Origin of the sequence: Flavobacterium tegetincola DSM 22377, assembly GCF_000425485.1 — a bacterium.
Lineage (GTDB): Bacteria > Bacteroidota > Bacteroidia > Flavobacteriales > Flavobacteriaceae > Flavobacterium > Flavobacterium tegetincola.
In genome coordinates, this window is sequence record NZ_AUDN01000025.1 from 1 (window position 1) to 19,711 (window position 19,711).

19 protein-coding genes are annotated in these 19,711 nt (G+C 35.5%); 11 read left to right on the forward strand and 8 right to left on the reverse strand.

Annotated features, from left to right (window positions below):
* Window positions 1–368 (reverse strand): choice-of-anchor J domain-containing protein (locus H602_RS18350; RefSeq protein ID WP_035759130.1); only part of this gene is annotated, 368 nt, incomplete at its 3' end.
* 213 nt (window positions 369–581) lie between these two features.
* Between H602_RS18350 and H602_RS0107215 the strand changes: the two genes are divergently transcribed.
* Entirely contained in the window at window positions 582–1,340 is a 759-nt protein-coding gene (locus H602_RS0107215; protein ID WP_026977413.1) for a UDP-2,3-diacylglucosamine diphosphatase, read from the forward strand.
* Here H602_RS0107215 and H602_RS0107220 read toward each other — a convergent pair.
* The 7 genes from H602_RS0107220 to H602_RS0107250 all read right to left on the reverse strand — a co-directional run bounded on the left by H602_RS0107220 (window position 1,337) and on the right by H602_RS0107250 (window position 7,413).
* Window positions 1,337–1,693 carry a hypothetical protein gene (locus H602_RS0107220; RefSeq protein WP_026977414.1) on the reverse strand — a complete coding sequence of 119 codons (357 nt, stop codon included), beginning with the start codon at window positions 1,691–1,693 and terminating at the stop codon, window positions 1,337–1,339. The two genes, H602_RS0107215 and H602_RS0107220, sit on opposite strands and share 4 nt — an antisense overlap.
* A gap of 59 nt (window positions 1,694–1,752) precedes the next feature.
* A complete protein-coding gene (recJ, locus tag H602_RS0107225; protein ID WP_026977415.1) occupies window positions 1,753–3,453 on the reverse strand; it encodes a single-stranded-DNA-specific exonuclease RecJ in 1,701 nt (566 codons plus the stop codon).
* A gap of 97 nt (window positions 3,454–3,550) precedes the next feature.
* The gene (locus tag H602_RS0107230) at window positions 3,551–4,741 is read right to left on the reverse strand and encodes an ATP-binding protein (RefSeq protein ID WP_026977416.1); all 1,191 of its coding nucleotides are present in this window, start codon (window positions 4,739–4,741) and stop codon (window positions 3,551–3,553) included.
* Between the two features lie 164 nt (window positions 4,742–4,905).
* Window positions 4,906–5,256, reverse strand: a complete 351-nt coding sequence (locus H602_RS0107235) for a HopJ type III effector protein (protein WP_026977417.1) — start codon at window positions 5,254–5,256, stop codon at window positions 4,906–4,908.
* A gap of 2 nt (window positions 5,257–5,258) precedes the next feature.
* Window positions 5,259–5,681 (reverse strand): OsmC family protein, encoded by a 423-nt coding sequence (locus H602_RS0107240; protein WP_026977418.1) that lies wholly within the window; start codon window positions 5,679–5,681, stop codon window positions 5,259–5,261.
* A gap of 7 nt (window positions 5,682–5,688) precedes the next feature.
* Window positions 5,689–6,366, reverse strand: a complete 678-nt coding sequence (gene rsmI, locus H602_RS0107245) for a 16S rRNA (cytidine(1402)-2'-O)-methyltransferase (RefSeq protein ID WP_026977419.1) — start codon at window positions 6,364–6,366, stop codon at window positions 5,689–5,691.
* Window positions 6,367–7,413 carry a hypothetical protein gene (locus H602_RS0107250; protein ID WP_026977420.1) on the reverse strand — a complete coding sequence of 349 codons (1,047 nt, stop codon included), beginning with the start codon at window positions 7,411–7,413 and terminating at the stop codon, window positions 6,367–6,369. It lies immediately after the preceding gene.
* A 209-nt stretch (window positions 7,414–7,622) separates the two neighbouring features.
* On the opposite strand from H602_RS0107250, the gene H602_RS0107255 reads away from it, so the two are divergent.
* From H602_RS0107255 to H602_RS0107300, 10 genes are all read left to right on the forward strand, one after another.
* Window positions 7,623–8,204: a thymidine kinase gene (locus H602_RS0107255; protein ID WP_026977421.1), complete on the forward strand. Its 582-nt coding sequence runs from the start codon at window positions 7,623–7,625 to the stop codon at window positions 8,202–8,204.
* A 370-nt stretch (window positions 8,205–8,574) separates the two neighbouring features.
* The gene (locus H602_RS0107260; protein WP_026977422.1) at window positions 8,575–8,832 is read left to right on the forward strand and encodes a DUF6364 family protein; all 258 of its coding nucleotides are present in this window, start codon (window positions 8,575–8,577) and stop codon (window positions 8,830–8,832) included.
* Window positions 8,833–8,892: 60 nt separating this feature from the next.
* Window positions 8,893–11,367 carry a bifunctional UDP-N-acetylmuramoyl-tripeptide:D-alanyl-D-alanine ligase/alanine racemase gene (locus H602_RS0107265; RefSeq protein WP_026977423.1) on the forward strand — a complete coding sequence of 825 codons (2,475 nt, stop codon included), beginning with the start codon at window positions 8,893–8,895 and terminating at the stop codon, window positions 11,365–11,367.
* Window positions 11,368–11,438: 71 nt separating this feature from the next.
* The gene (gene mscL / locus H602_RS0107270) at window positions 11,439–11,876 is read left to right on the forward strand and encodes a large-conductance mechanosensitive channel protein MscL (RefSeq protein ID WP_026977424.1); all 438 of its coding nucleotides are present in this window, start codon (window positions 11,439–11,441) and stop codon (window positions 11,874–11,876) included.
* Window positions 11,877–12,010: 134 nt separating this feature from the next.
* Complete coding sequence (locus tag H602_RS0107275; RefSeq protein ID WP_026977425.1) at window positions 12,011–13,000, forward strand: aspartate-semialdehyde dehydrogenase; 990 nt, start codon at window positions 12,011–12,013, stop codon at window positions 12,998–13,000.
* A gap of 154 nt (window positions 13,001–13,154) precedes the next feature.
* Window positions 13,155–13,493, forward strand: a complete 339-nt coding sequence (locus H602_RS0107280; protein WP_026977426.1) for a hypothetical protein — start codon at window positions 13,155–13,157, stop codon at window positions 13,491–13,493.
* Window positions 13,494–13,799: 306 nt separating this feature from the next.
* Window positions 13,800–16,187, forward strand: a complete 2,388-nt coding sequence (locus tag H602_RS0107285) for a TonB-dependent receptor (RefSeq protein WP_026977427.1) — start codon at window positions 13,800–13,802, stop codon at window positions 16,185–16,187.
* A 19-nt stretch (window positions 16,188–16,206) separates the two neighbouring features.
* Entirely contained in the window at window positions 16,207–16,773 is a 567-nt protein-coding gene (locus tag H602_RS0107290; protein ID WP_026977428.1) for a hypothetical protein, read from the forward strand.
* A 139-nt stretch (window positions 16,774–16,912) separates the two neighbouring features.
* Window positions 16,913–17,272 carry a DoxX family membrane protein gene (locus H602_RS0107295; RefSeq protein WP_026977429.1) on the forward strand — a complete coding sequence of 120 codons (360 nt, stop codon included), beginning with the start codon at window positions 16,913–16,915 and terminating at the stop codon, window positions 17,270–17,272.
* A 49-nt stretch (window positions 17,273–17,321) separates the two neighbouring features.
* Window positions 17,322–19,451 (forward strand): prolyl oligopeptidase family serine peptidase, encoded by a 2,130-nt coding sequence (locus tag H602_RS0107300; RefSeq protein ID WP_026977430.1) that lies wholly within the window; start codon window positions 17,322–17,324, stop codon window positions 19,449–19,451.
* Window positions 19,452–19,711 lie beyond the last annotated feature (260 nt).

Below are 19,711 nucleotides of genomic sequence, written 5' to 3' on the forward strand. Positions count from 1 at the left end.
GACGTAGCAGAGGAAATCCGAATCTGATACAACGTTCCGTTATCTCCAGCAATAGATTGCTTAGTGAAAAATCGAAGTTGTCCGTTTGCCGGAATCGTTGTGGATGGCGAAATCAACCAATCTTGAGAGGTGTTTCCCGATCCAATCTCCTCGCGGTTCATGTACGCTGATTTAGTACCATTAACCACAACTGCTGCTGCTGATTGAATGGTCCAACTGTTGGCCGTTCCAACTCCATTGTCCGTAACGAGCCATCCCGTGGGAAAGCCGTTAGGTACTGTCGTACCGGTTTCAAAGTCCTGCGGGAACTGAGAATACCCTACGGTACAATACAAAATAGTGAGTAATAAAAGTGTAATTTTCTTCATGAAATGAAAAATTTATAGGTTGTTTGATAATAGTTATCCCATAGTACGGGATTCCAAATTTAACAAATTTTAAGACTATTAAGACAAAAAACCACTATTTAACTAATTAATGCTCAATTGTTATAATAGAACTTTGCTTACATTTCAAGGTATATCAAAATTTGAAATGTTTTCTCAAACAAGATTTACTACCTTTGAATTTTTAAAAACAAAATGCAAACATCGCTTTCAAAAAAAATATATTTCGCCTCTGACCAACATTTTGGTGCACCAACAGCAGAATTAAGTTTTCCTAGAGAACAAAAGTTCGTAAGATGGCTTGATGAAGTTAAGCAAGATGCCGAAGCAATTTTCCTTTTAGGCGATTTATTTGATTTTTGGTTTGAATATAAAACCGTTGTACCCAAAGGTTTTGTTCGGGTTTTAGGAAAATTAGCCGAAATTCGCGACAGTGGAATTCCTATTTATTTTTTTGTAGGAAATCACGATTTATGGATGGCTGATTATTTTGAAAAAGAACTGAATATTCCAACTTTCCGAGACAACAAAGAGTTTACTTTTGGAAATAAAACTTTTCTAATTGGTCATGGCGACGGAAAAGGTCCTGGCGACAAAGGTTATAAACGAATGAAAAAAGTTTTTACCGCCCCATTTTCAAAATGGCTTTACCGTTGGCTGCATCCGGATATTGGAATGAAATTAGCCCAATATTTATCCGTAAAAAATAAATTAATTTCAGGAAATGAAGATGTAATTTATCTTGGAGAAGACAATGAATGGCTGGTTTTATACGCCAAAAGAAAACTCGAAACCAAACATTACAATTATTTTGTTTTTGGACACCGTCATCTTCCGATGATTCTTGATTTAGGTCAAAATTCTGAATATGTGAATTTAGGCGATTGGATTGGTTACTTTACCTACGGCGTTTTCGATGGAGAAAAATTTGAATTGAAAGAATTTATAAATTAATTTCTTCCTGCTCCAAAAATGTAGTGTTGTACTTTTATTTTAAAAATAGTTCCACCTACCAAATCCTCAATCCCTTCTAATTCTTCAATGGAAACTGCCAAATCAATCTGTTTTGCAGGTGTTTGTAACAAGAAACGATTGCATTTATTTTTTAATTTGCAATCTTCACAACAAATTGTTCGTGACTGACTTTCAGAAATCAGAAAGGCAAATTTTTCCAACTCTGAAAACGTCAAATTAAATCCTGTTTCTTTAAAAACCAATTGAATTTTATCCGTTTGTGCAGCCTCTTTTTGGTTCCAATAAAAGGCCATTCCAAAATCATTTCCGTAAATCTGTGTCGTTATACTCATTTCCTATTCTTTGGAAACAAATATAATTTAATTATTTATATTAATTCTAAATAAAAAAGTTAAAGTTGACTTTCTTGAAGGTCTTTTAAATTCAACTGAAGCGTAGTTTTGCCATTCCATTCGTTTTCATCTATGCTGTAAATAATGTCAATCCGTTTTCGATTTACTACCGAACTGTACTTTTTCCCCAATCCAAAACCAATTGCCGCCAATCCCATCGAATTGTTTTGCTTTACAAAAAGTTTTAAATGCTCGTCATTTAAACCCATTGATTTTCCATAACCTGTGTCAAAAACCATTTTTGCAACAAATACAGGATGCATATTTTGAGGTCCAAAAGGCTCAAATTGTTTTAAAATTCGAATCGTTTTTTCATCAATATCGGTGAAATTTAGTTCCATATCAATATTGATTTGAGGTTCGCGTTGTTCTTCTAAAATGGTTCTTTTAACTTCATTTTCAAAAGCATTTTTGAACTTCTCATAATTTTCCTCAGCCAAAGTCATTCCGGCTGCATACATGTGACCGCCGAATTGTTCCAAATGTTCTGAACACGCTTCCAAAGCGTTATAAACATCAAAACCAAAAACAGAACGTGCCGAAGCTGCCAATTTATCGCCACTTTTAGTAAAAACCAAAGTGGGTCTATAATAGGTTTCTATCAACCGAGAAGCCACAATTCCAATCACACCTTTGTGCCAATTTTCTTGATAAACAACTGTTGAAAATTTATCTTTTTCTTGATTTTCAATAATTTGATTAAGCGCTTCAACGGTAATTTGCTTGTCTAATTCCTTTCGTTCCGAATTATATAGTTCAATTTCACGGGCAAATTCTGTGGCTTGATCAAAATCAAATTCTGATAACAATTCAACCGCATGATTGCCGTGTTTTATTCGTCCAGCCGCATTAATTCTTGGTGCAATTATAAAAACCACATCCGTAATGGTCAACACTTCTTTTTTAACTTGATGAATTAATGCTTTAATTCCAGGTCGTGGATTAGAGTTGATGACTTCCAATCCGAATTTTGCTAAAATCCGATTTTCACCCGTCATCGGAACGATATCTGCAGCAATTGCAGTTGCCACTAAATCCAAGTATTCAACCAAATCTTCCGTAGTTTGCGAACGATTCAGACCCAAAGCTTGAATTAATTTAAAACCAATTCCACAACCACATAATTCGTCGTAAGGATATTCACAGTCAGTACGTTTTGGGTCTAAAACAGCAACCGCATCAGGAATCGTTTCGCCCGGACGGTGGTGATCACAAATGATAAAATCAATGTTTTTTTCTTTGGCGTAAGCCACATGATTAATCGATTTAATTCCGCAATCTAAAGCAATAATCAGCGAAATGGAATTATCATCTGCATAATCAATTCCTTTAAAAGAAACGCCGTAACCTTCCAAATAACGGTCTGGAATGTAAGTGGTGACATTTGGATAAATGGTTTTTAAATATGAAGCAACTAATGAAACTGCCGTAGTTCCATCGACATCATAATCACCAAAAACCATAATATTTTCGCCAGAAATAATGGCTTTTTCAATCCGTTGAACCGCTGTATCCATATCTTTCATTAAATACGGGTCGTGTAAATCCGCTAAAGTGGGACGGAAAAAAAGTCGGGCTTCTTCGAAAGTTTCGATACCACGGGAAACTAAAAGTTCGGCGACAATTTCATCTACTTTAAGTTGGCTTTGCAGTGCTTGTACTTTATGTTGTTCTGGCTTCGATTTTAAATTCCATCTCATCTTTAATAGGTATAAAAAATTGCTAATTTTAGTTTTACGGCTAATAACTGAATTACAAATGTATAAAGTTTATCATTACAATTGACGAAATTTGAATTTAGTACATAAATCCAAACAGCCACACAGGAATGGCATTTCCAAAACCAATTTCTATATTATCTTTTGCCACAAAGGCATTTTCAAGAGTTGCAATTTGCTTTTTCGACTTCCCTTTACCTCCAATTTCGAAGGAATATTTATTATTAATAATGAAATCCGTCTTTTCAGACAAATTAATTTCGTGTACATCTTTAAACTGATTCAAAAAGAACGTTTCTCTTACATTGCCGATATTAATGTTGTCTTTTGCCAGAACATACATTAAGTTAGTATTGTTTAAAAACAATTTTTCAGGCTTTGTAAGCACCCCAATTCCTGAAGCATCTTTATATAATTCATTAACCAATCCCGCCCGACTCAAAATTTTAATCGCTTGAATTAATGTGTTTCTTGACACTCCAATTTTCTCACTTAATTTAGTAACATTTGGCGTAAAAGGTGCACTACTTGCAATTGAAACTAACAGCTTTTTAAGCTTTACCAATGTTTCATAGTTCAAATCTTCCACCGCGTTGATGTCAATTTCTATTATCAAATTGATGGTATTTAATAATTTTTGATTGTAGTTTTCTTCACTTTCAATAAAGTACGGATAAGCTCCAATTTTTAAATATTTTCCAAAATGAGCAATGGGTTTAATCTTTTGTAAAATTTCCGTAGCAATTTGATTGTGACTATTTAAAATTTCATCAAAGGAATAGACGGGAAATTCTATGGAAGTATCTAATAGTATGAATTCCCTAAAAGAGAGTTCTTTTAAATTATAAGAAACGGCTCGTCTGCTTAAATCGGATTCTCCCTTATAAATTTCGAGCATTGATGAGGAAGTAAATATAATTTGCAAACTGGGAAAGTTATCATAAATCAACTTGATTTCTCTCGACCAATTGGGATATTTATGAACCTCATCTAAAAGCAAGTGCTTTCCGCCATTATTTGAAAATTCTTTTGCTAATGCATATAGTTTAAAGTCGTAGAAATAAATATGGTCTAAACTAACATACAAACTTTTAGCTGTTTCTAATTTTAATTTTGAAATCTGAAGTAAAAGCGTTGTCTTTCCCGAGCCTCTCGCTCCTTTTATGGCAATAAGTCTGTTTTCAAAACCGATTTCATTTATTAAATACCGCTGAAAATGAGTAGATACATTTGCAACTTTTTGCTGAAATTCAAATATAAGCTCTTCCATATTTTAAATATTAAAATACAAACTTACAAAATTGTTAATCGCGAACAACAAGAATTAGTATTTATTGTTAACCGAAGACAACGATTAAGGCTTTTAATTGCTTTTACAAAATAGCAATTTATTTGAATTCAAAATTTGTTACACTGATATACAACCGAATTTATTTAGAGCTGTATTTTACTCAAAGCTTCATTCTCAAAATGAATTCCATCCCAACCATATTCCATGAAATTACGGATATTTTGGTGGTCTGTTCCTTCTGGGTTTTGCAAAACATCTTCAAAATAGTAACATCCAAAGCAGCTTAAAGTTTGCAACTTATCCAACTGATACAATTTAGCGAACGCGAAAATGGTACAAAAACCGTTATTTTCCTTTGCTTTATTGAGTTGATTTCCATTTGAAAAAGTTGTTGGAGTAAACGAATAATTAGCATTAACAACAGCAATAGTTTCTTGAAACGAAATACTTTTCGCATCCGATTTCAACTTATTTATAAACTCTGAAATACTCATAATTACGAAGTCAAGTAATTTATGTTAATCTCAATTTTTGCAAACTGACGAAACATAGTCATCACGCCACAATATTTTTCTGTAGATAATTTGACTATTTTTTCAAGCTTATCTTTATCTAGGTTTGCACCAAAAAAATTATAAGTTACCCGAAAAGTGTGATAGGTTTGCACTTCTTCATCAGTCAAATCGCCTTCTGCATCAATGGTAAAGGTATCGATTTCAGCACGCATTTTTCCAACCAAATTAGCGATATCCATTGCCGAACATCCTGCAAGGGAATTCAACATCAATGCCTTTGGTCGCAATCCTGAATCAGAACCGCCTTGTTCCTTTGCCGCGTCAATTGTAATTGTTCCACCCGGATTTGTGCTTTCAAAAGCCAATCCGCCTAACCATTTTGTATGAGATTTTGTTGTATTCATTCAATTTTTATTTAGTTATTTTCCCTCCAACCACTACCACAATTTCCCCTTTCGGAGCTTTTGCTTCAAAATGTGTCAAGACTTCTCTAACTGTTCCACGAACATTTTCTTCATGAAGTTTAGACAATTCTCTAGAAACGCAAATTGGTCGGTCTTCGCCAAAATAAGTTATAAATTCAGCTAATGTTTTCAATAATTTATGTGGCGAAACATAAATAATCATTGTTCGAACTTCTTCTGCTAAAATCAAATAACGCGTTTGACGTCCTTTTTTCTCTGGCAAAAATCCTTCAAATGTAAAACGGTCGTTCGGCAACCCACTGTTTACTAAAGCTGGAACAAAAGCCGTTGCACCAGGCAAACATTCTACTTCCACACCTTGTTCCACACAAGCTCGCGTAAGTAAAAATCCAGGGTCAGAAATTGCTGGAGTTCCCGCATCAGAAATTAAAGCAATCGTTTCACCACTTTTCAATCGGGCGATTAAACTGTCAATGGTTTTGTGCTCGTTATGCATGTGGTGGCTGTACATGTGAGTGCCAATCTCGTAATGCTTGAGCAACTTTCCGCTGGTTCGTGTGTCTTCAGCCAAAATCAAATCAGCTTCTTTCAAAACACGAATCGCTCTGAAAGTCATGTCTTCTAGATTTCCAATTGGCGTTGGAACGATGAATAATTTACCCATTTATGAAAACTTTTTTTCAATAATTTCCATAAAACGAGCTGCATATTCCTCTTTGCCAGTCCAATTATTGTAGTCTGGTTTTACCATATCTTCAATAAATTCTTGTGCTTCTCCAAAATTAGCATACGTACTCAATTGAGAAAGAACGCGATTCATATCTTCATTACTTCCACCAAAAAGATGTTTTTCAAAACCAATTCTATCATTCAAACCAATGTTGATGGTTTTGGATAAACTATCATTCAAAGAAACACTTTTTGGTTCGTGATGGTCAATAACAAATTGCGTTTTCTTGGTTTCCACTACTTCCACTTTAGTCACCGTTTCTTTTTCATCAGCATCCACTTGCGTAGTTGTCGTCTCGTTAGAATACGATTGTTCTGCTCTAACAAAAATTGGCTCCACGTGACCTTCAGTTAAAAAATCTTCAAGCGTAATTTGTTTAGGCAAAACAATTTCAGCAACTTCCTCTTGTGAAATTTCAAATAATGGTGCAAATTCAATTTCTGGTTCGTCTACTATTGCTTCTTCAACCACATCTTCTGATTCATCTACTTCTGATTCCTCTTCTACATCTTCTTCAATTACTTCAGCCGCGTGTTCCACAATTTCCTCTTGAAACACAACTGGCTCTTCCTCTTCAACAGTTGCAGCAGTTTGCGATTCATCTTCCTCTACAGTTTCTAAAACTTCTTCATCAGCACTTGCTTCCAATGGTACATCAACCACGTCAATAGTTGGTTCTGTTATCACTTCTTCTTCAGCTTTAGTCTCTTCCTTTTGCACTTCCTCTTGAGCATTTTCCGCTAAAGTATCCACTTCTGCATTTTCTTCCGCTTCGTAAATCGCTTCCACTTCTTTTTCAGCATTTGCATAACCTATAGTTGGTTTTACCTCGCTAAAATTTTCTTCTACAAAACGCAAAACAGAAATTTTTTCATACAATTTCAACGTTTCTTGTTGCAGTTGTGCCAATTCTGATTTATTTTTAATTTTCAAAATCCGGTGTGCAATACTGATTAATTCAGATTCTAACTTTCTTTTCATAGCTGTAGAATTATAATAAGTTCAATGATATTTTTTTTGGAAACTACTATTCTCAAAAAGTTTATTTCCCAAATCAAGCTTCTAAAACTCGGATTTGCAAAAAATTTTCTACTTTTGACAACTTCGATGTAAAAGTAAAAAATATATGTCGGTTTGGCTTCGCAAAGAAGTAAAAAAAACGAATCCTTTTTAAGGTAGAAAAATACACTATGTTTCTCGAAAATACAGTAAATCATAAAGAACAATTTGGCTGGATTGAAGTAATTTGCGGTTCGATGTTTTCCGGCAAAACCGAGGAACTCATCCGTAGATTGAAGCGTGCTCAATTTGCTAAGCAAAAGGTCGAAATCTTCAAACCTGCAGTTGACACAAGGTATCACGACGAAATGGTCGTTTCGCACGACAGTAATGAAATTCGTTCCACACCCGTTCCTGCCGCTGCAAATATTCGCCTTTTAGCACAAGGTTGCGATGTAGTTGGAATTGACGAAGCCCAGTTTTTCGACGATGAAATCATTTCCGTTTGCAACGACCTCGCCAATTCAGGAATTCGCGTAATAGTGGCCGGTTTAGACATGGATTTTAAAGGAAACCCTTTTGGCCCAATGCCTGCTTTAATGGCAACTGCCGAATATGTGACTAAAGTTCACGCCGTTTGTACCCGAACCGGAAATCTTGCCAATTACAGTTTCCGAAAAAATGACAGCGACAAACTCGTTATGCTTGGCGAAACCGAAGAATACGAGCCTTTGAGTCGTGCAGCTTATTTTCATGCAATGAAGAAAGAGTAGTCAGTGATCCGTTTTTTTAGTATTCAGTCTTTTAAAAGTTATAGGTTATAGTTAAAAATTGGTATTTCAAAAATCAGTATTCCTAATTTAGCATCCAAATTTGTCACTCCGTAGGAGTCTATTATTTCCACCGACTTAAATTGATTTCAAATTTACTTTCGGAGCCAATCACTTGCGAATTTTTTAATTCATATTCCCGCTTTCCTTCCTTCCCGATAAAAATCGGGATTCCCTCCAATCGGGGCTAAATTCAATCTCTAGGCTTCTTTTAATCTTTCTAAAAACGCTTAGACTAAACTCTAATGCAGTTTAAAATTCCATCAGAGTTCCACCACATTTTATGTATATTTGTATCTATATTTTCAATATTATGGAAAACATTTTTACTTTAAAAATTGACAAAAAGCTTTTAAAAAAGGCCAATGAATACGCTAAAAACAATAAAAAAACTCTTTCTGAAATTATTGAAAGCTATTTAAGATTAGTTGTTCTAGGAGAAAAGAATGTATCCACAGAAGAAATTATTATTTCGGATTTTGTTAAAAGTCTTTCTGTAAAAACAAATCTTTCAACTGATTTCGACTATAAAAAAGAGTATCAAAATCATCTCATCGAAAAATATAAGTGATTTACCATTTGTAAACAGGAAACTAACCGAATTTCTCTCATCCATTAACAAAAAATAATTTTGACACTTTCCCTCCAAAATATCATCCCACAAATAAACGCTAAAATCCACGGTACGATTTCCACTGCCGAAATTGATTTGGTTTCTATTGACAGCCGCTCAATGCAAAACAATGAAAATACGTTGTTTTTTGCGTTAAGCGGTTCAAATTACGATGCACATCATTATATTTCAGAACTAATTGATAAAGGCGTCCAAAATTTTGTAGTGACTTACATTCCTGAAAACCTCGAAGGAAAAGCCACATTTTATGTAGTTCAAAACACAAAAAATGCCTTACAGCAATTTGCCGCTTATTACCGAAACTTGTTTCATTTTCCAATTATCGGAATTACCGGAAGTAATGGAAAAACAATTGTCAAGGAATGGCTCAACTTCCTTTTAAGTCCCGATTACAACATTATCCGAAGTCCAAAAAGTTATAATTCGCAAGTTGGCGTACCTCTTTCGGTTCTTGCCATTAATGAAAAACACAACTTAGGGATTTTTGAAGCCGGAATTTCAACGGTAAATGAAATGGAAGCGCTCCAAAAAATCATCAAACCTTCCATTGGAATTCTAACCAATATTGGTTCGGCTCATGATGAAGGCTTTGCTAATATTGGCGAAAAAATCAAAGAGAAAATTAAACTTTTTAAAGATGTAGAAGTTTTAATTTACAATAAAAATAAAACGATTGAACAGTTTTTACCATGTATTGACATCCATGTAAATGACAAAAATCAAGCTTCAAAAACATTTAACTGGAGCTTTAAAGAAAAAGACGCCGACGTTTTTATCAGCAAAAGCACTCTTTTAGACAAAACAGTTTTAAATATTATTTACAAAAATGCCGCTTTTGACATCAAAGTGCCATTTCTAGACGATGCTTCCGTAGAAAACGCCATTCATTGTCTAATGGTTTTACTGTATTTTAACTACAGCATTGAAACCATCGAAAACCGAATCGACCTACTCTATCCCGTGGAAATGCGACTTAAAGTCAAAAACGGAATCAACAATACGACGATTATTGACGACAGTTACAGTTCTGATTTTCAGTCGTTAAAAATTGCTTTAGATTTTTTAGAAAGTCAAAAACAACACAAGAAAAAGACCTTAATATTATCTGATATTTTTCAGAGTGGATTGAGCAATGACGAATTATATACCCGAGTTTCACAATTGGTTATTGCCAATAAAATTCACCGCGTAATTGGCATTGGCGAAACCATTTCTAATTACAAAACTAAATTTATCAACTGCGGCACTTTTAAAAGTACGGATGATTTCATGGAAGCTTTTGATAGTTTGACTTTTGAAAATGAAACCTTATTAGTAAAAGGTGCTCGTTCTTTTGAATTTGAAAAAATAGTGACGCTTCTGGAACAAAAAACGCATGAAACGGTTTTGGAAATCAACCTCAACGCCATCACGCACAATTTGAGTTATTACAAATCAAAGTTGAAGCCAACGACCAAATTAATGGTTATGGTGAAAGCTTTTGGTTATGGAAACGGCGGTTTTGAAATTGCCAAATTGCTCGAACATTTAAAAGTAGATTATCTTGGTGTTGCGTTTGCAGATGAAGGAATTTCGTTGAAAATAGCGGGAATTAAAACTAAAATCATGGTTTTGAATCCTGAAAACACCAGTTTTCCATCCATTATTCAATATGAATTAGAGCCCGAAATTTATTGTATGAAAGGTTTGAATGCCTTTTTGAAAATTACCGAACAAAAAAAATTGGTAGGTTATCCAATTCATATAAAAATCGACACCGGAATGCATCGATTGGGTTTTCAAGAACAAGATTTGCCCGTTTTAATTGAAACCTTAAAGAATACACCTTCCATAAAAGTCAAAAGTATTTTGTCCCATTTGGCAACTAGCGATGATTTAGAAAACAGAAATTTTGCCAATCAGCAAATAAATTTGTTTGAACATCTTTCGACAAAAATCATCCAAGAGCTAGAAATTAATCCCATCCGACACATCTTGAATACATCGGGGATTTCTAATTTTGGCGAAAGCCAATACGATATGGTTCGTTTAGGTATTGGACTTTACGGGATTTCTAACGATGATAAAGAGCAAAAATACTTGGAAAATGTAAGTACATTGAAATCGGTTATTTCTCAAATTCGCGTGATTCAAAAAGGAGAAAGCGTGGGTTATAGTCGACGTTTTGTGGCCGATAGCACAACAAAAATTGCTACTATTCCGATAGGTTATGCTGATGGAATTGCGAGAAGTTGGGGAAATCAAGTGGGTTATGTTACCATAAGAAACAAAAAAGCAGCCATTTTAGGAAGCATTTGCATGGATATGTTGATGGTAGATTGCACAGAAATTGATTGTACCGAAGGTGATTCTGTTATTATTTTTGGCGAAAACCCTACCGTTAAATTGATTGCAGAGAAAACAAATACGATTCCGTACGAAATTTTAACTAGCATTTCTCAACGAGTAAAACGTGTATTTTATCGAGTATAATTTTATAAGAACTAAATGTTTTATACTTTAGCACCCAGTTTTAATAAAAAATCAATCAAAACACAATTATTATGGGATTCATCGGTGATTTTAAAGCCTTTTTAATGAAAGGCGAAATTGTAACTTTAGCGACTGCCGTAATTGTAGGTGGAGCTTTTGGTAAAATTGTAACGTCGTTTACAAATGATATTTTAATGCCTCCTATTGGTATGCTTTTAGGAAATGTGGAATTCACAGACTTAAAAGTTGTGCTCCAAGACGGAATTCCGGCAATAATGAATGGCGAAACTGAAGTAACTCCAGCAGTTGCTGAAGTTGCTATAATGTACGGCTCATTTGTTCAAACTATTCTTGATTTCGTAATTATTGGTTTCTGTATTTTCATGGTTTTAAAGGCTTACGAAAGAACTAAAAAGAAAGAAGCAGCGGCTCCTGCAGCTCCAGCAGCACCTTCTACTCAAGAGAAATTGTTAATGGAAATTCGCGACGAGTTGAAAAGAAAAGCATAATTCAATCCGCTACATCATATATTCTAACTTAAACCGTTCATTGATTTGAACGGTTTTTTTGTTTACTATCAAATTTGTATTTCTCACGTGAATATTAATTACTTTTGTATCACAATTTATTAAAACGCTTTATTATGAAAATTGCAGTTGTTGGAGCAACCGGAATGGTTGGCGAAGTTATGCTTGAAGTTTTGGCAAAAAGAAATTTTCCTGTAACGGAATTAATTCCTGTCGCTTCTGAAAAATCAGTTGGAAAAGAAATTGAATTCAACGGAAAAAAATATAAAGTAGTGGGTTTGCAAACTGCCGTGGACATGAAAGCGGATATTGCTTTGTTTTCAGCTGGAGGAGAAACTTCTTTGGAATGGGCTCCTAAATTTGCAGCAGCAGGAACAACCGTAATTGACAATTCTTCCGCTTGGCGAATGGACGCGAATACAAAACTAATTGTTCCCGAAATCAACGCTTCTGAATTGACAAAAGAAGATAAAATCATTGCCAATCCAAACTGTTCGACAATCCAAATGGTTTTGGCTTTAGCTCCTTTGCACAAAAAATATAAAATCAAGCGAATCATCGTTTCCACGTATCAATCGATTACCGGAACAGGTGTGAAAGCGGTTCAGCAATTGGAAAATGAATACGCTGGAATTAGCGGGGAAATGGCTTATAAATATCCAATTCACAGAAATGCGATTCCACAATGTGATAGTTTTGAAGACAATGGGTACACCAAAGAAGAAATGAAATTGGTCAACGAACCAAAGAAAATATTAAGCGACGATTCAATTAAAATTACTGCAACTGCCGTTCGAGTGCCAATTGTTGGAGGACATTCAGAAGCCGTAAATGTGGAGTTTGAAAATGATTTTGATGTAAATGACGTTCGCAGAATTTTGCATGAAACTCCAGGAATTGTTGTTCAAGACAATACGGATACGCATACTTACCCGATGCCAAAATTTGCACAAGGAAAAGACGACGTTTTCGTAGGAAGAATCCGTCGTGATGAAAGTCAAGCAAATACACTAAACATGTGGATTGTAGCTGATAACTTACGGAAAGGTGCTGCTACTAATACGATTCAAATTGCGGAATATCTAGTTGCTAATCATTTAGTGTAAAAGATTTAATCTAAAATAAAATTTTAAACCATTAAGAAATTAAGAAAATCAAGCCTAACCTTGACTTAATGAAACTTAGTGTCTTAATGGTATTTTTTATTAAAAATTGTTAAACTCAAACGGATTTTTGCATTAAATGCTACCTTTGTATTTCATGAAGAAAAAATTTGCCATAATAAACTTGTCGCTGATGTGCTCAGTATTGTTCGCAATACTGTTTCAATCGCTGCATTCATATGAGCATTTTTTGACAGATGATCTTGCCGTTCATCAGCACGATCATCAGAAGCACGACTTGCATGAAAACAATCACAATCATCAGAAATGTTTTGTTTGTGAATTTACGTTTAACAACTTTGTTGGTGCAGAAATTACCTCTTATGCTTTTAAATCTTCTTTTGAAAGTATTGTTTACAATTCATTTTATGCAGAAAATCCTTCCTTTTTCTCTGGAAGTCATTCTTCTTTACGAGGTCCTCCTCAAGTTGCCTAATCCCGAAAGAATACAAGAAAACTAAAGATTTTAAACGAGCCCGATAGCTTTCGTGGTGCCGATTTTTCATAGGTACTACAGCCGAAAGCGGGAACATGTATTGAGATTCCAAAAATTTGGAATGGCAACACTACAGATTTGTTTCAAGGAAAGCAGGTTTAGTGCATAGTGTGGTATATCAATACAAGTTACTATAAAATTTTCTACTATTAATACGGATTACAATTCTCCCAAGCTTTTGCTTTTTTTCGGACAATTTATATATAGAATTTTGTCTCAATTTTCATTTTAGATTTTTAAAAATCAATGCGTTATTTTATTGCACTAGTCTTCCTATTTATTGGAAACCAATCGCTTGTATATTCCCAAAACAAAGTTAGCGGAACCATTACAAACGAAAAGAACGAACCTCTTGGTGGAAGTCATATTCACTCAGGCACTGCCTTTGTTATCAGCGATCCCAACGGAAACTTTATGATGAATTTACCTTCAGGTGCACATCGAATTATTGTTTCCTATGTGGGATATAAAGCAGTGGACACACTCGTTGATGTACGTAATAATATGGTCTTAAACCTCACATTGAAGCAAGATATTTCGGCATTATCAGAAGTCTTAATTTATGATAAAAGCCTAAAGACCAACACCACAGTTGACAGACAAGTATTAAAAGTTGCCCAGCTGGAACGTTACAGCAGCGGCAGCATTGGAGATGCTTTAAAGGAAATTAGCGGTGTTTCTACTTTAAAAACAGGCAGTACAATTGTAAAGCCAGTTATCAATGGTTTGCACAGCAGTCGGGTTTTGATCATCAATAACAATGTTCGTTTGGAAGACCAACAATGGGGTTTGGAACATGCACCAAATTTGGACATCAATACGGCTGGAAAAGTGTCGGTAATTAAGGGTGCTTCAGGCTTGCAGTATGGAGGAGATGCCATTGGCGGCGTGGTGATAATTGAACCACCAGTGATTCCTGTAAAAGACACATTATATGGAAGAACAATTTTAAACGGTGCTTCAAATGGCCGTGGAGGAAGCGTTTCATCCTCACTTTTTAAGGGATATCAAACGGGTTGGAATTGGAATTTGCAGGGTACTTTTAAATACCTTGGCGATGTGGAATCGCCTGATTATGTACTGTCGAATACGGGAACGCGAGAAAACAACTTTTCTGGCGGCGTGGGTTTTAAAGGTAAACATTCCGGATTTACAGCTTTTTTTAGTTACTACGATGCTACTATTGGAATTTTGAGCGCATCCCATATTGGTAATATTGCTGATTTGGTTGGGGCAATCAATAGTGGAACTCCAAATACGGCAAACGATTTTACTTACAACATTGCTGCACCAAGACAAGAAGTACGGCATTATTTGGGTAAATTAAACTACTATCAAAACTTTTCTGACTTAGGGAAACTCACGCTACAATATGCTTATCAATTGAACGATAGGCAGGAATATGATATTCGACGGGGCGATGACAGAAATAAACCTTCGTTGGACTTGCTTCTGTCTACACATTCGGTTTTGGCTGATTTTGAGACTTCCTCTAGTAAAATTGCTAGATATAAATTTGGCGTAAGCGGAACATATCAAAATAACTTTGCCGATACCGATACTGGCGTCCGTCCGTTGATTCCCAATTACGATAAGTTTGAGGCAGGAATTTACAGCATTGCAACCTTTGCTTTGAATGACACGTGGGAATTGGAAACTGGACTTCGATACGATTATAGCAGAATTGATGCTACAAAATTTTATCTAAAGTCCAGATGGGACGAAAGAAATTACGATGCGGACTTTTCGGACATTATTACCGGAGATTTTGGGACGCAATGGAAAACGAATCCCGATTTTACGTACCACAATTTCTCGGGAAGTATTGGTGCAAAGCATCAAATCAATACTAACTTAACTTGGTTTACCAATGCAAGTTTGGCCAACAGAAGTCCAAATCCTTCCGAATTGTTCAGCGATGGATTGCATCACGCAACGGGTCAGATTGAATTGGGCGACTTACGGTTAAAAAACGAGAAAGCAGTTAAGCTTTCGACTACTTTGGCCTACACCTCCGACACATTTGCCTTTGAGATCAATCCGTACTTGAATATAATCAACGACTTTACATTGCTTGAGCCAGTTGGCTTGGAGCAAAGTAACCGAGGCGCTTTTCCAGTTTGGCAATACCGTCAAGTGAATGCTCGATTAATGGGATTGGACGTCAGTGCGAATTATGACTTTGCCAAAAACCTAAATTTCCGCAGTACTTTTGCTTATGTATACGGTGAAGATCGTAACAACCATGAAGCCCTAATTGATATGCCACCTATCAATTGGAACAATAGCATTCACTACAGCAAAAGTGAGTGGCATCATTTGATTTTGGGGTTGCAAAGTGAGTGGCTTTTTACTCAAAATCGTTTTCCTGATAACGATTTCATTGCAGATGTTCCTATTGATGGTGTATTTGTCCCGACGAATGTAGCGATCAGTCAGCCTCCAAAAGGCTATCATCAGTTGAATTTCAGTTCCGAAATGCAATTTAACGCTTTTGAAAAATCTAAAATTACCGTTGGATTTAACATCCAAAATATTTTTAATACCAATTACCGAGATTACCTCAACCGTACCCGACTTTACGTTGATGATATGGGAAGGAATTTCACAATGCAAATCAAACTTAATTATTAAACATTTAAATTTTACAAACATGAAAATGATCAAATTAGTACCAATGGCTTTAATTGCCTTATTTACATTCAACTCTTGTTCAAGCGATGACGATGCCCAACCGGTAAACGAAGAGGAAGTAATTACTACTGTAACGGTAACACTGACGCCGCAAAATCTCTTGGAACTTCCTGTAATTTTAATATCCAACGACATTGATGGAAACGGACCCATTGCGCCACAAATTACTGTAACAGGAACTCTTACACCAGGAGAGACCTACACAGGAACAGTTTCTTTGTCCAATATATTGACCAATCCTGTGGATGATATTTCAGCAGAAGTATTGGAAGAAGGCCACGAGCACCAATTTTTCTTCAATGCACCAGGAGTTGGAACTTTTGCTTATACAGACCTAGATGTAAACGGTAAACCAATTGGTTTGGAATTTACATTTCTAGCCGCGGCTGATGCAGTATCAGGAAATTTGACCGTAATTTTACGTCACGAACCTATTAAGACTGCGGAAGGTGTAGCGGAGGGTATCATCACAAATGCTGGTGGAGCAACCGATGTTCAAGTTGTTTTTCCAATTACCGTTCAGTAGTTTAAAATAATTTCTAAATTACAAACCGCCCAAATTTGGGCGGTTTTTTTTATAAATTGAATTTTTACTTATTTATTGTCGATTCCTTACATTTTATTTAGTAAATTTAGAAAATCAATAAACCTTTAAACGATTTACTATGAATTCTAAATTTACTCAAATTACACGAATCCTTTTAGGAGTACTTCTTTTACTTTCTGGCTTAAATAAACTTTTTAAATTTATTCCCACTCCAGCGGATGATTTGCTACAATCGTTTGGTCAAGTGGACTACATTCTCCCGATTGTTGCTGTAGTAGAAATTATTATTGCCGTATTATTAATTACTAAAAAGTGGGTTGCTTTTGCATTAATTGTATTGGTTCCCGTATCCTTAAATATTTTATTGTTTCATATATACCTCAATATAGAAGGTATTGCTCCTGCAATTGTGGTGGCGGCACTGAATGGAATTTTACTTTACAAACAACGTCGACAATATGCACCACTTTTTGAGTGAAAAGATCTTTTGATTCGATATATTTGTAGGAATCAAAAAACCTTTTTAAATGAAAAAAACATTCATCACCATGGTTGTTTTAACCACAATTCTTTCGTGCAAAACCGAAGAGAAGAAGACAGCTATTACCGTAAACTATCCTGAAACCAAGATGGTAGACACCGTAACAACGTACTTTGGAACTGAAATTAAAGATCCATACCGATGGCTTGAAGACGACAAATCGGCAGAAACTGCAGCTTGGGTAAAGGCAGAAAATGAAGTTACCTTTGACTATTTAGAGAAAATTCCATTTCGTACTGCCTTGAAAGAACGCATGGAAAAATTGTGGAATTACGAAAAAATTTCTGCACCATTTAAAGAAGGTGATTTTACGTATTTCTACAAAAATGATGGTCTGCAAAATCAATCGGTTTTATACAGAAAAGACAAGAACGGAAAAGAAGAAGTTTTTCTTGACCCAAATGGTTTTTCATCTGATGCAACCACTTCTTTGGCAAATGTATCTTTTTCAAAAGACGGTTCGCTAGTGGCATATTCTACTTCTGCTGCAGGAAGCGATTGGAATACGATTACTATTTTGAACGCAGTTACCAAAGAAAAATTGGAAACTGAAATTCTTGATGTAAAATTCAGCGGAATGTCATGGTATAAAAACGAAGGTTTTTACTACTCGAGTTACGACAAACCAAAAGGAAGTCAGCTTTCGGCAAAAACAGATCAACATAAATTGTATTTTCATAAAATAGGGACGGCTCAAAAAGACGATAAAGTTATTTTTGGGTTGAATGAAAAACGCAGATATGTAGGCGGTGGTGTAACAGACGATAGTAAATATTTAGTTATTTCTGCCTCCACTTCTACTTCCGGAAATGAACTGTACATTAAAGATTTGGAACAACCCAACAGTAAAATTGTAACGGTTGTAAATAATTTTGATAGTGATAATGATGTAATTGATAATGTAGGTTCAAAACTATACATTGCAACAAATAGGGACGCTCCAAACAAAAAGGTAATTACGGTGGATGCCTCCAATCCAACTCCTGAAAACTGGAAGCCTTTTATCAATGAAACAAAAGACGTACTTTCCACATCAACTGGTGGAGGTTCTATTTTTGCAACTTACATTAAAGATGCCGTTTCATTTGTTCAACAATACGATTACGATGGCAAATTAACTCGTGATATTAAGTTGCCAAGTGTTGGAACTGCAGGAGGTTTTGGCGGTAAAAAAGAGGAAACTACATTGTATTATTCTTTTACCAATTATACGACACCCGGCTCCATCTATTCTTTTGATCCTAAAACAGGTGTTTCCAAAGAATACCAGAAACCAAAAGTTGATTTTGCCTCTGCAGATTATGAAAGCAAGCAAGTTTTTTATCCTTCAAAAGATGGGACTAAAATTCCGATGATTATTACATATAAAAAAGGAACAGAATTGAACGGAAAAAATCCAACTATTTTATACGGTTACGGTGGATTCAACATCAGTTTAACGCCTTCGTTTAGTATTGCCAATGCCGTATGGTTGGAACAAGGCGGTGTTTATGCTGTGGCAAATTTACGCGGTGGTGGCGAATACGGAAAAGCTTGGCACGATGCAGGAACGCAATTGAAAAAGCAAAATGTTTTTGATGATTTTATCGCGGCAGCTGAATTTTTAATAGCACAGAAATACACTTCTTCAGATTATCTAGCGGTTCGTGGTGGCTCAAACGGCGGATTGTTAGTGGGTGCTGTAATGACGCAACGTCCAGAATTGATGAAAGTAGCACTTCCAGCTGTTGGTGTTTTAGACATGTTGCGTTACCATACGTTTACCGCTGGAGCAGGTTGGGCTTACGATTACGGAACGGCAGAAGACAACAAAGAAATGTTTGACTATTTATTGAAATACTCTCCAGTTCATAATGTAAAGGCAGGTGTGAGTTATCCGGCAACATTAGTAACCACAGGAGATCACGACGACCGAGTAGTTCCGGCACATAGTTTTAAATTTGCTGCTGAATTGCAAGCCAAACAAAGGGGAACTAACCCTGTTTTGATACGAATTGAAACCAATGCAGGTCACGGAGCGGGAAAACCGGTTTCTAAAACCATTGAAGAAGCAGCGGATATTCAAGCGTTTACTTTGTTCAATATGGGATTTATTGAATTGCCAAACAAGAAATAAGTTATGCATCCAGTTGCCCTAATTTTCACAAATAAAGTAGTGTAATTGTTGGTAACAAAAAAAAATAGTAATTATAGAAAAGCATTCGTTTCGGCGGATGCTTATTTTTGTTGAAATCCTTACATTATATCGCCGTATTGAAGCGAATTGCATGACGTTGATAATTCTACCGGAGGTAATCAAAACGTAAAGCTCGGAATAGTTTTAAAACTTAAACTATAAGTTGACAGCATTCAAATAGAGTTTTATAGAACTTATAT

Bases quoted from the DNA above. Each gene is read 5' to 3' on its own strand.
- H602_RS0107280 (WP_026977426.1), top strand. From the start codon at position 13,155: ATGAAGAAAAAATTTGCCATAATAAACTTGTCGCTGATGTGCTCAGTA.
- rsmI (WP_026977419.1), bottom strand. From the start codon at position 6,366: ATGGGTAAATTATTCATCGTTCCAACGCCAATTGGAAATCTAGAAGAC.
- H602_RS0107220 (WP_026977414.1), bottom strand. From the start codon at position 1,693: ATGAGTATAACGACACAGATTTACGGAAATGATTTTGGAATGGCCTTT.
- mscL (WP_026977424.1), top strand. From the start codon at position 11,439: ATGGGATTCATCGGTGATTTTAAAGCCTTTTTAATGAAAGGCGAAATT.
- H602_RS0107295 (WP_026977429.1), top strand. From the start codon at position 16,913: ATGAATTCTAAATTTACTCAAATTACACGAATCCTTTTAGGAGTACTT.
- H602_RS0107285 (WP_026977427.1), top strand. From the start codon at position 13,800: ATGCGTTATTTTATTGCACTAGTCTTCCTATTTATTGGAAACCAATCG.
- H602_RS0107215 (WP_026977413.1), top strand. From the start codon at position 582: ATGCAAACATCGCTTTCAAAAAAAATATATTTCGCCTCTGACCAACAT.
- H602_RS0107290 (WP_026977428.1), top strand. From the start codon at position 16,207: ATGAAAATGATCAAATTAGTACCAATGGCTTTAATTGCCTTATTTACA.
- H602_RS0107235 (WP_026977417.1), bottom strand. From the start codon at position 5,256: ATGAGTATTTCAGAGTTTATAAATAAGTTGAAATCGGATGCGAAAAGT.
- H602_RS0107255 (WP_026977421.1), top strand. From the start codon at position 7,623: ATGTTTCTCGAAAATACAGTAAATCATAAAGAACAATTTGGCTGGATT.
- H602_RS0107275 (WP_026977425.1), top strand. From the start codon at position 12,011: ATGAAAATTGCAGTTGTTGGAGCAACCGGAATGGTTGGCGAAGTTATG.
- H602_RS0107250 (WP_026977420.1), bottom strand. From the start codon at position 7,413: ATGAAAAGAAAGTTAGAATCTGAATTAATCAGTATTGCACACCGGATT.
- H602_RS0107300 (WP_026977430.1), top strand. From the start codon at position 17,322: ATGAAAAAAACATTCATCACCATGGTTGTTTTAACCACAATTCTTTCG.
- recJ (WP_026977415.1), bottom strand. From the start codon at position 3,453: ATGAGATGGAATTTAAAATCGAAGCCAGAACAACATAAAGTACAAGCA.
- H602_RS0107230 (WP_026977416.1), bottom strand. From the start codon at position 4,741: ATGGAAGAGCTTATATTTGAATTTCAGCAAAAAGTTGCAAATGTATCT.
- H602_RS0107260 (WP_026977422.1), top strand. From the start codon at position 8,575: ATGGAAAACATTTTTACTTTAAAAATTGACAAAAAGCTTTTAAAAAAG.
- H602_RS0107240 (WP_026977418.1), bottom strand. From the start codon at position 5,681: ATGAATACAACAAAATCTCATACAAAATGGTTAGGCGGATTGGCTTTT.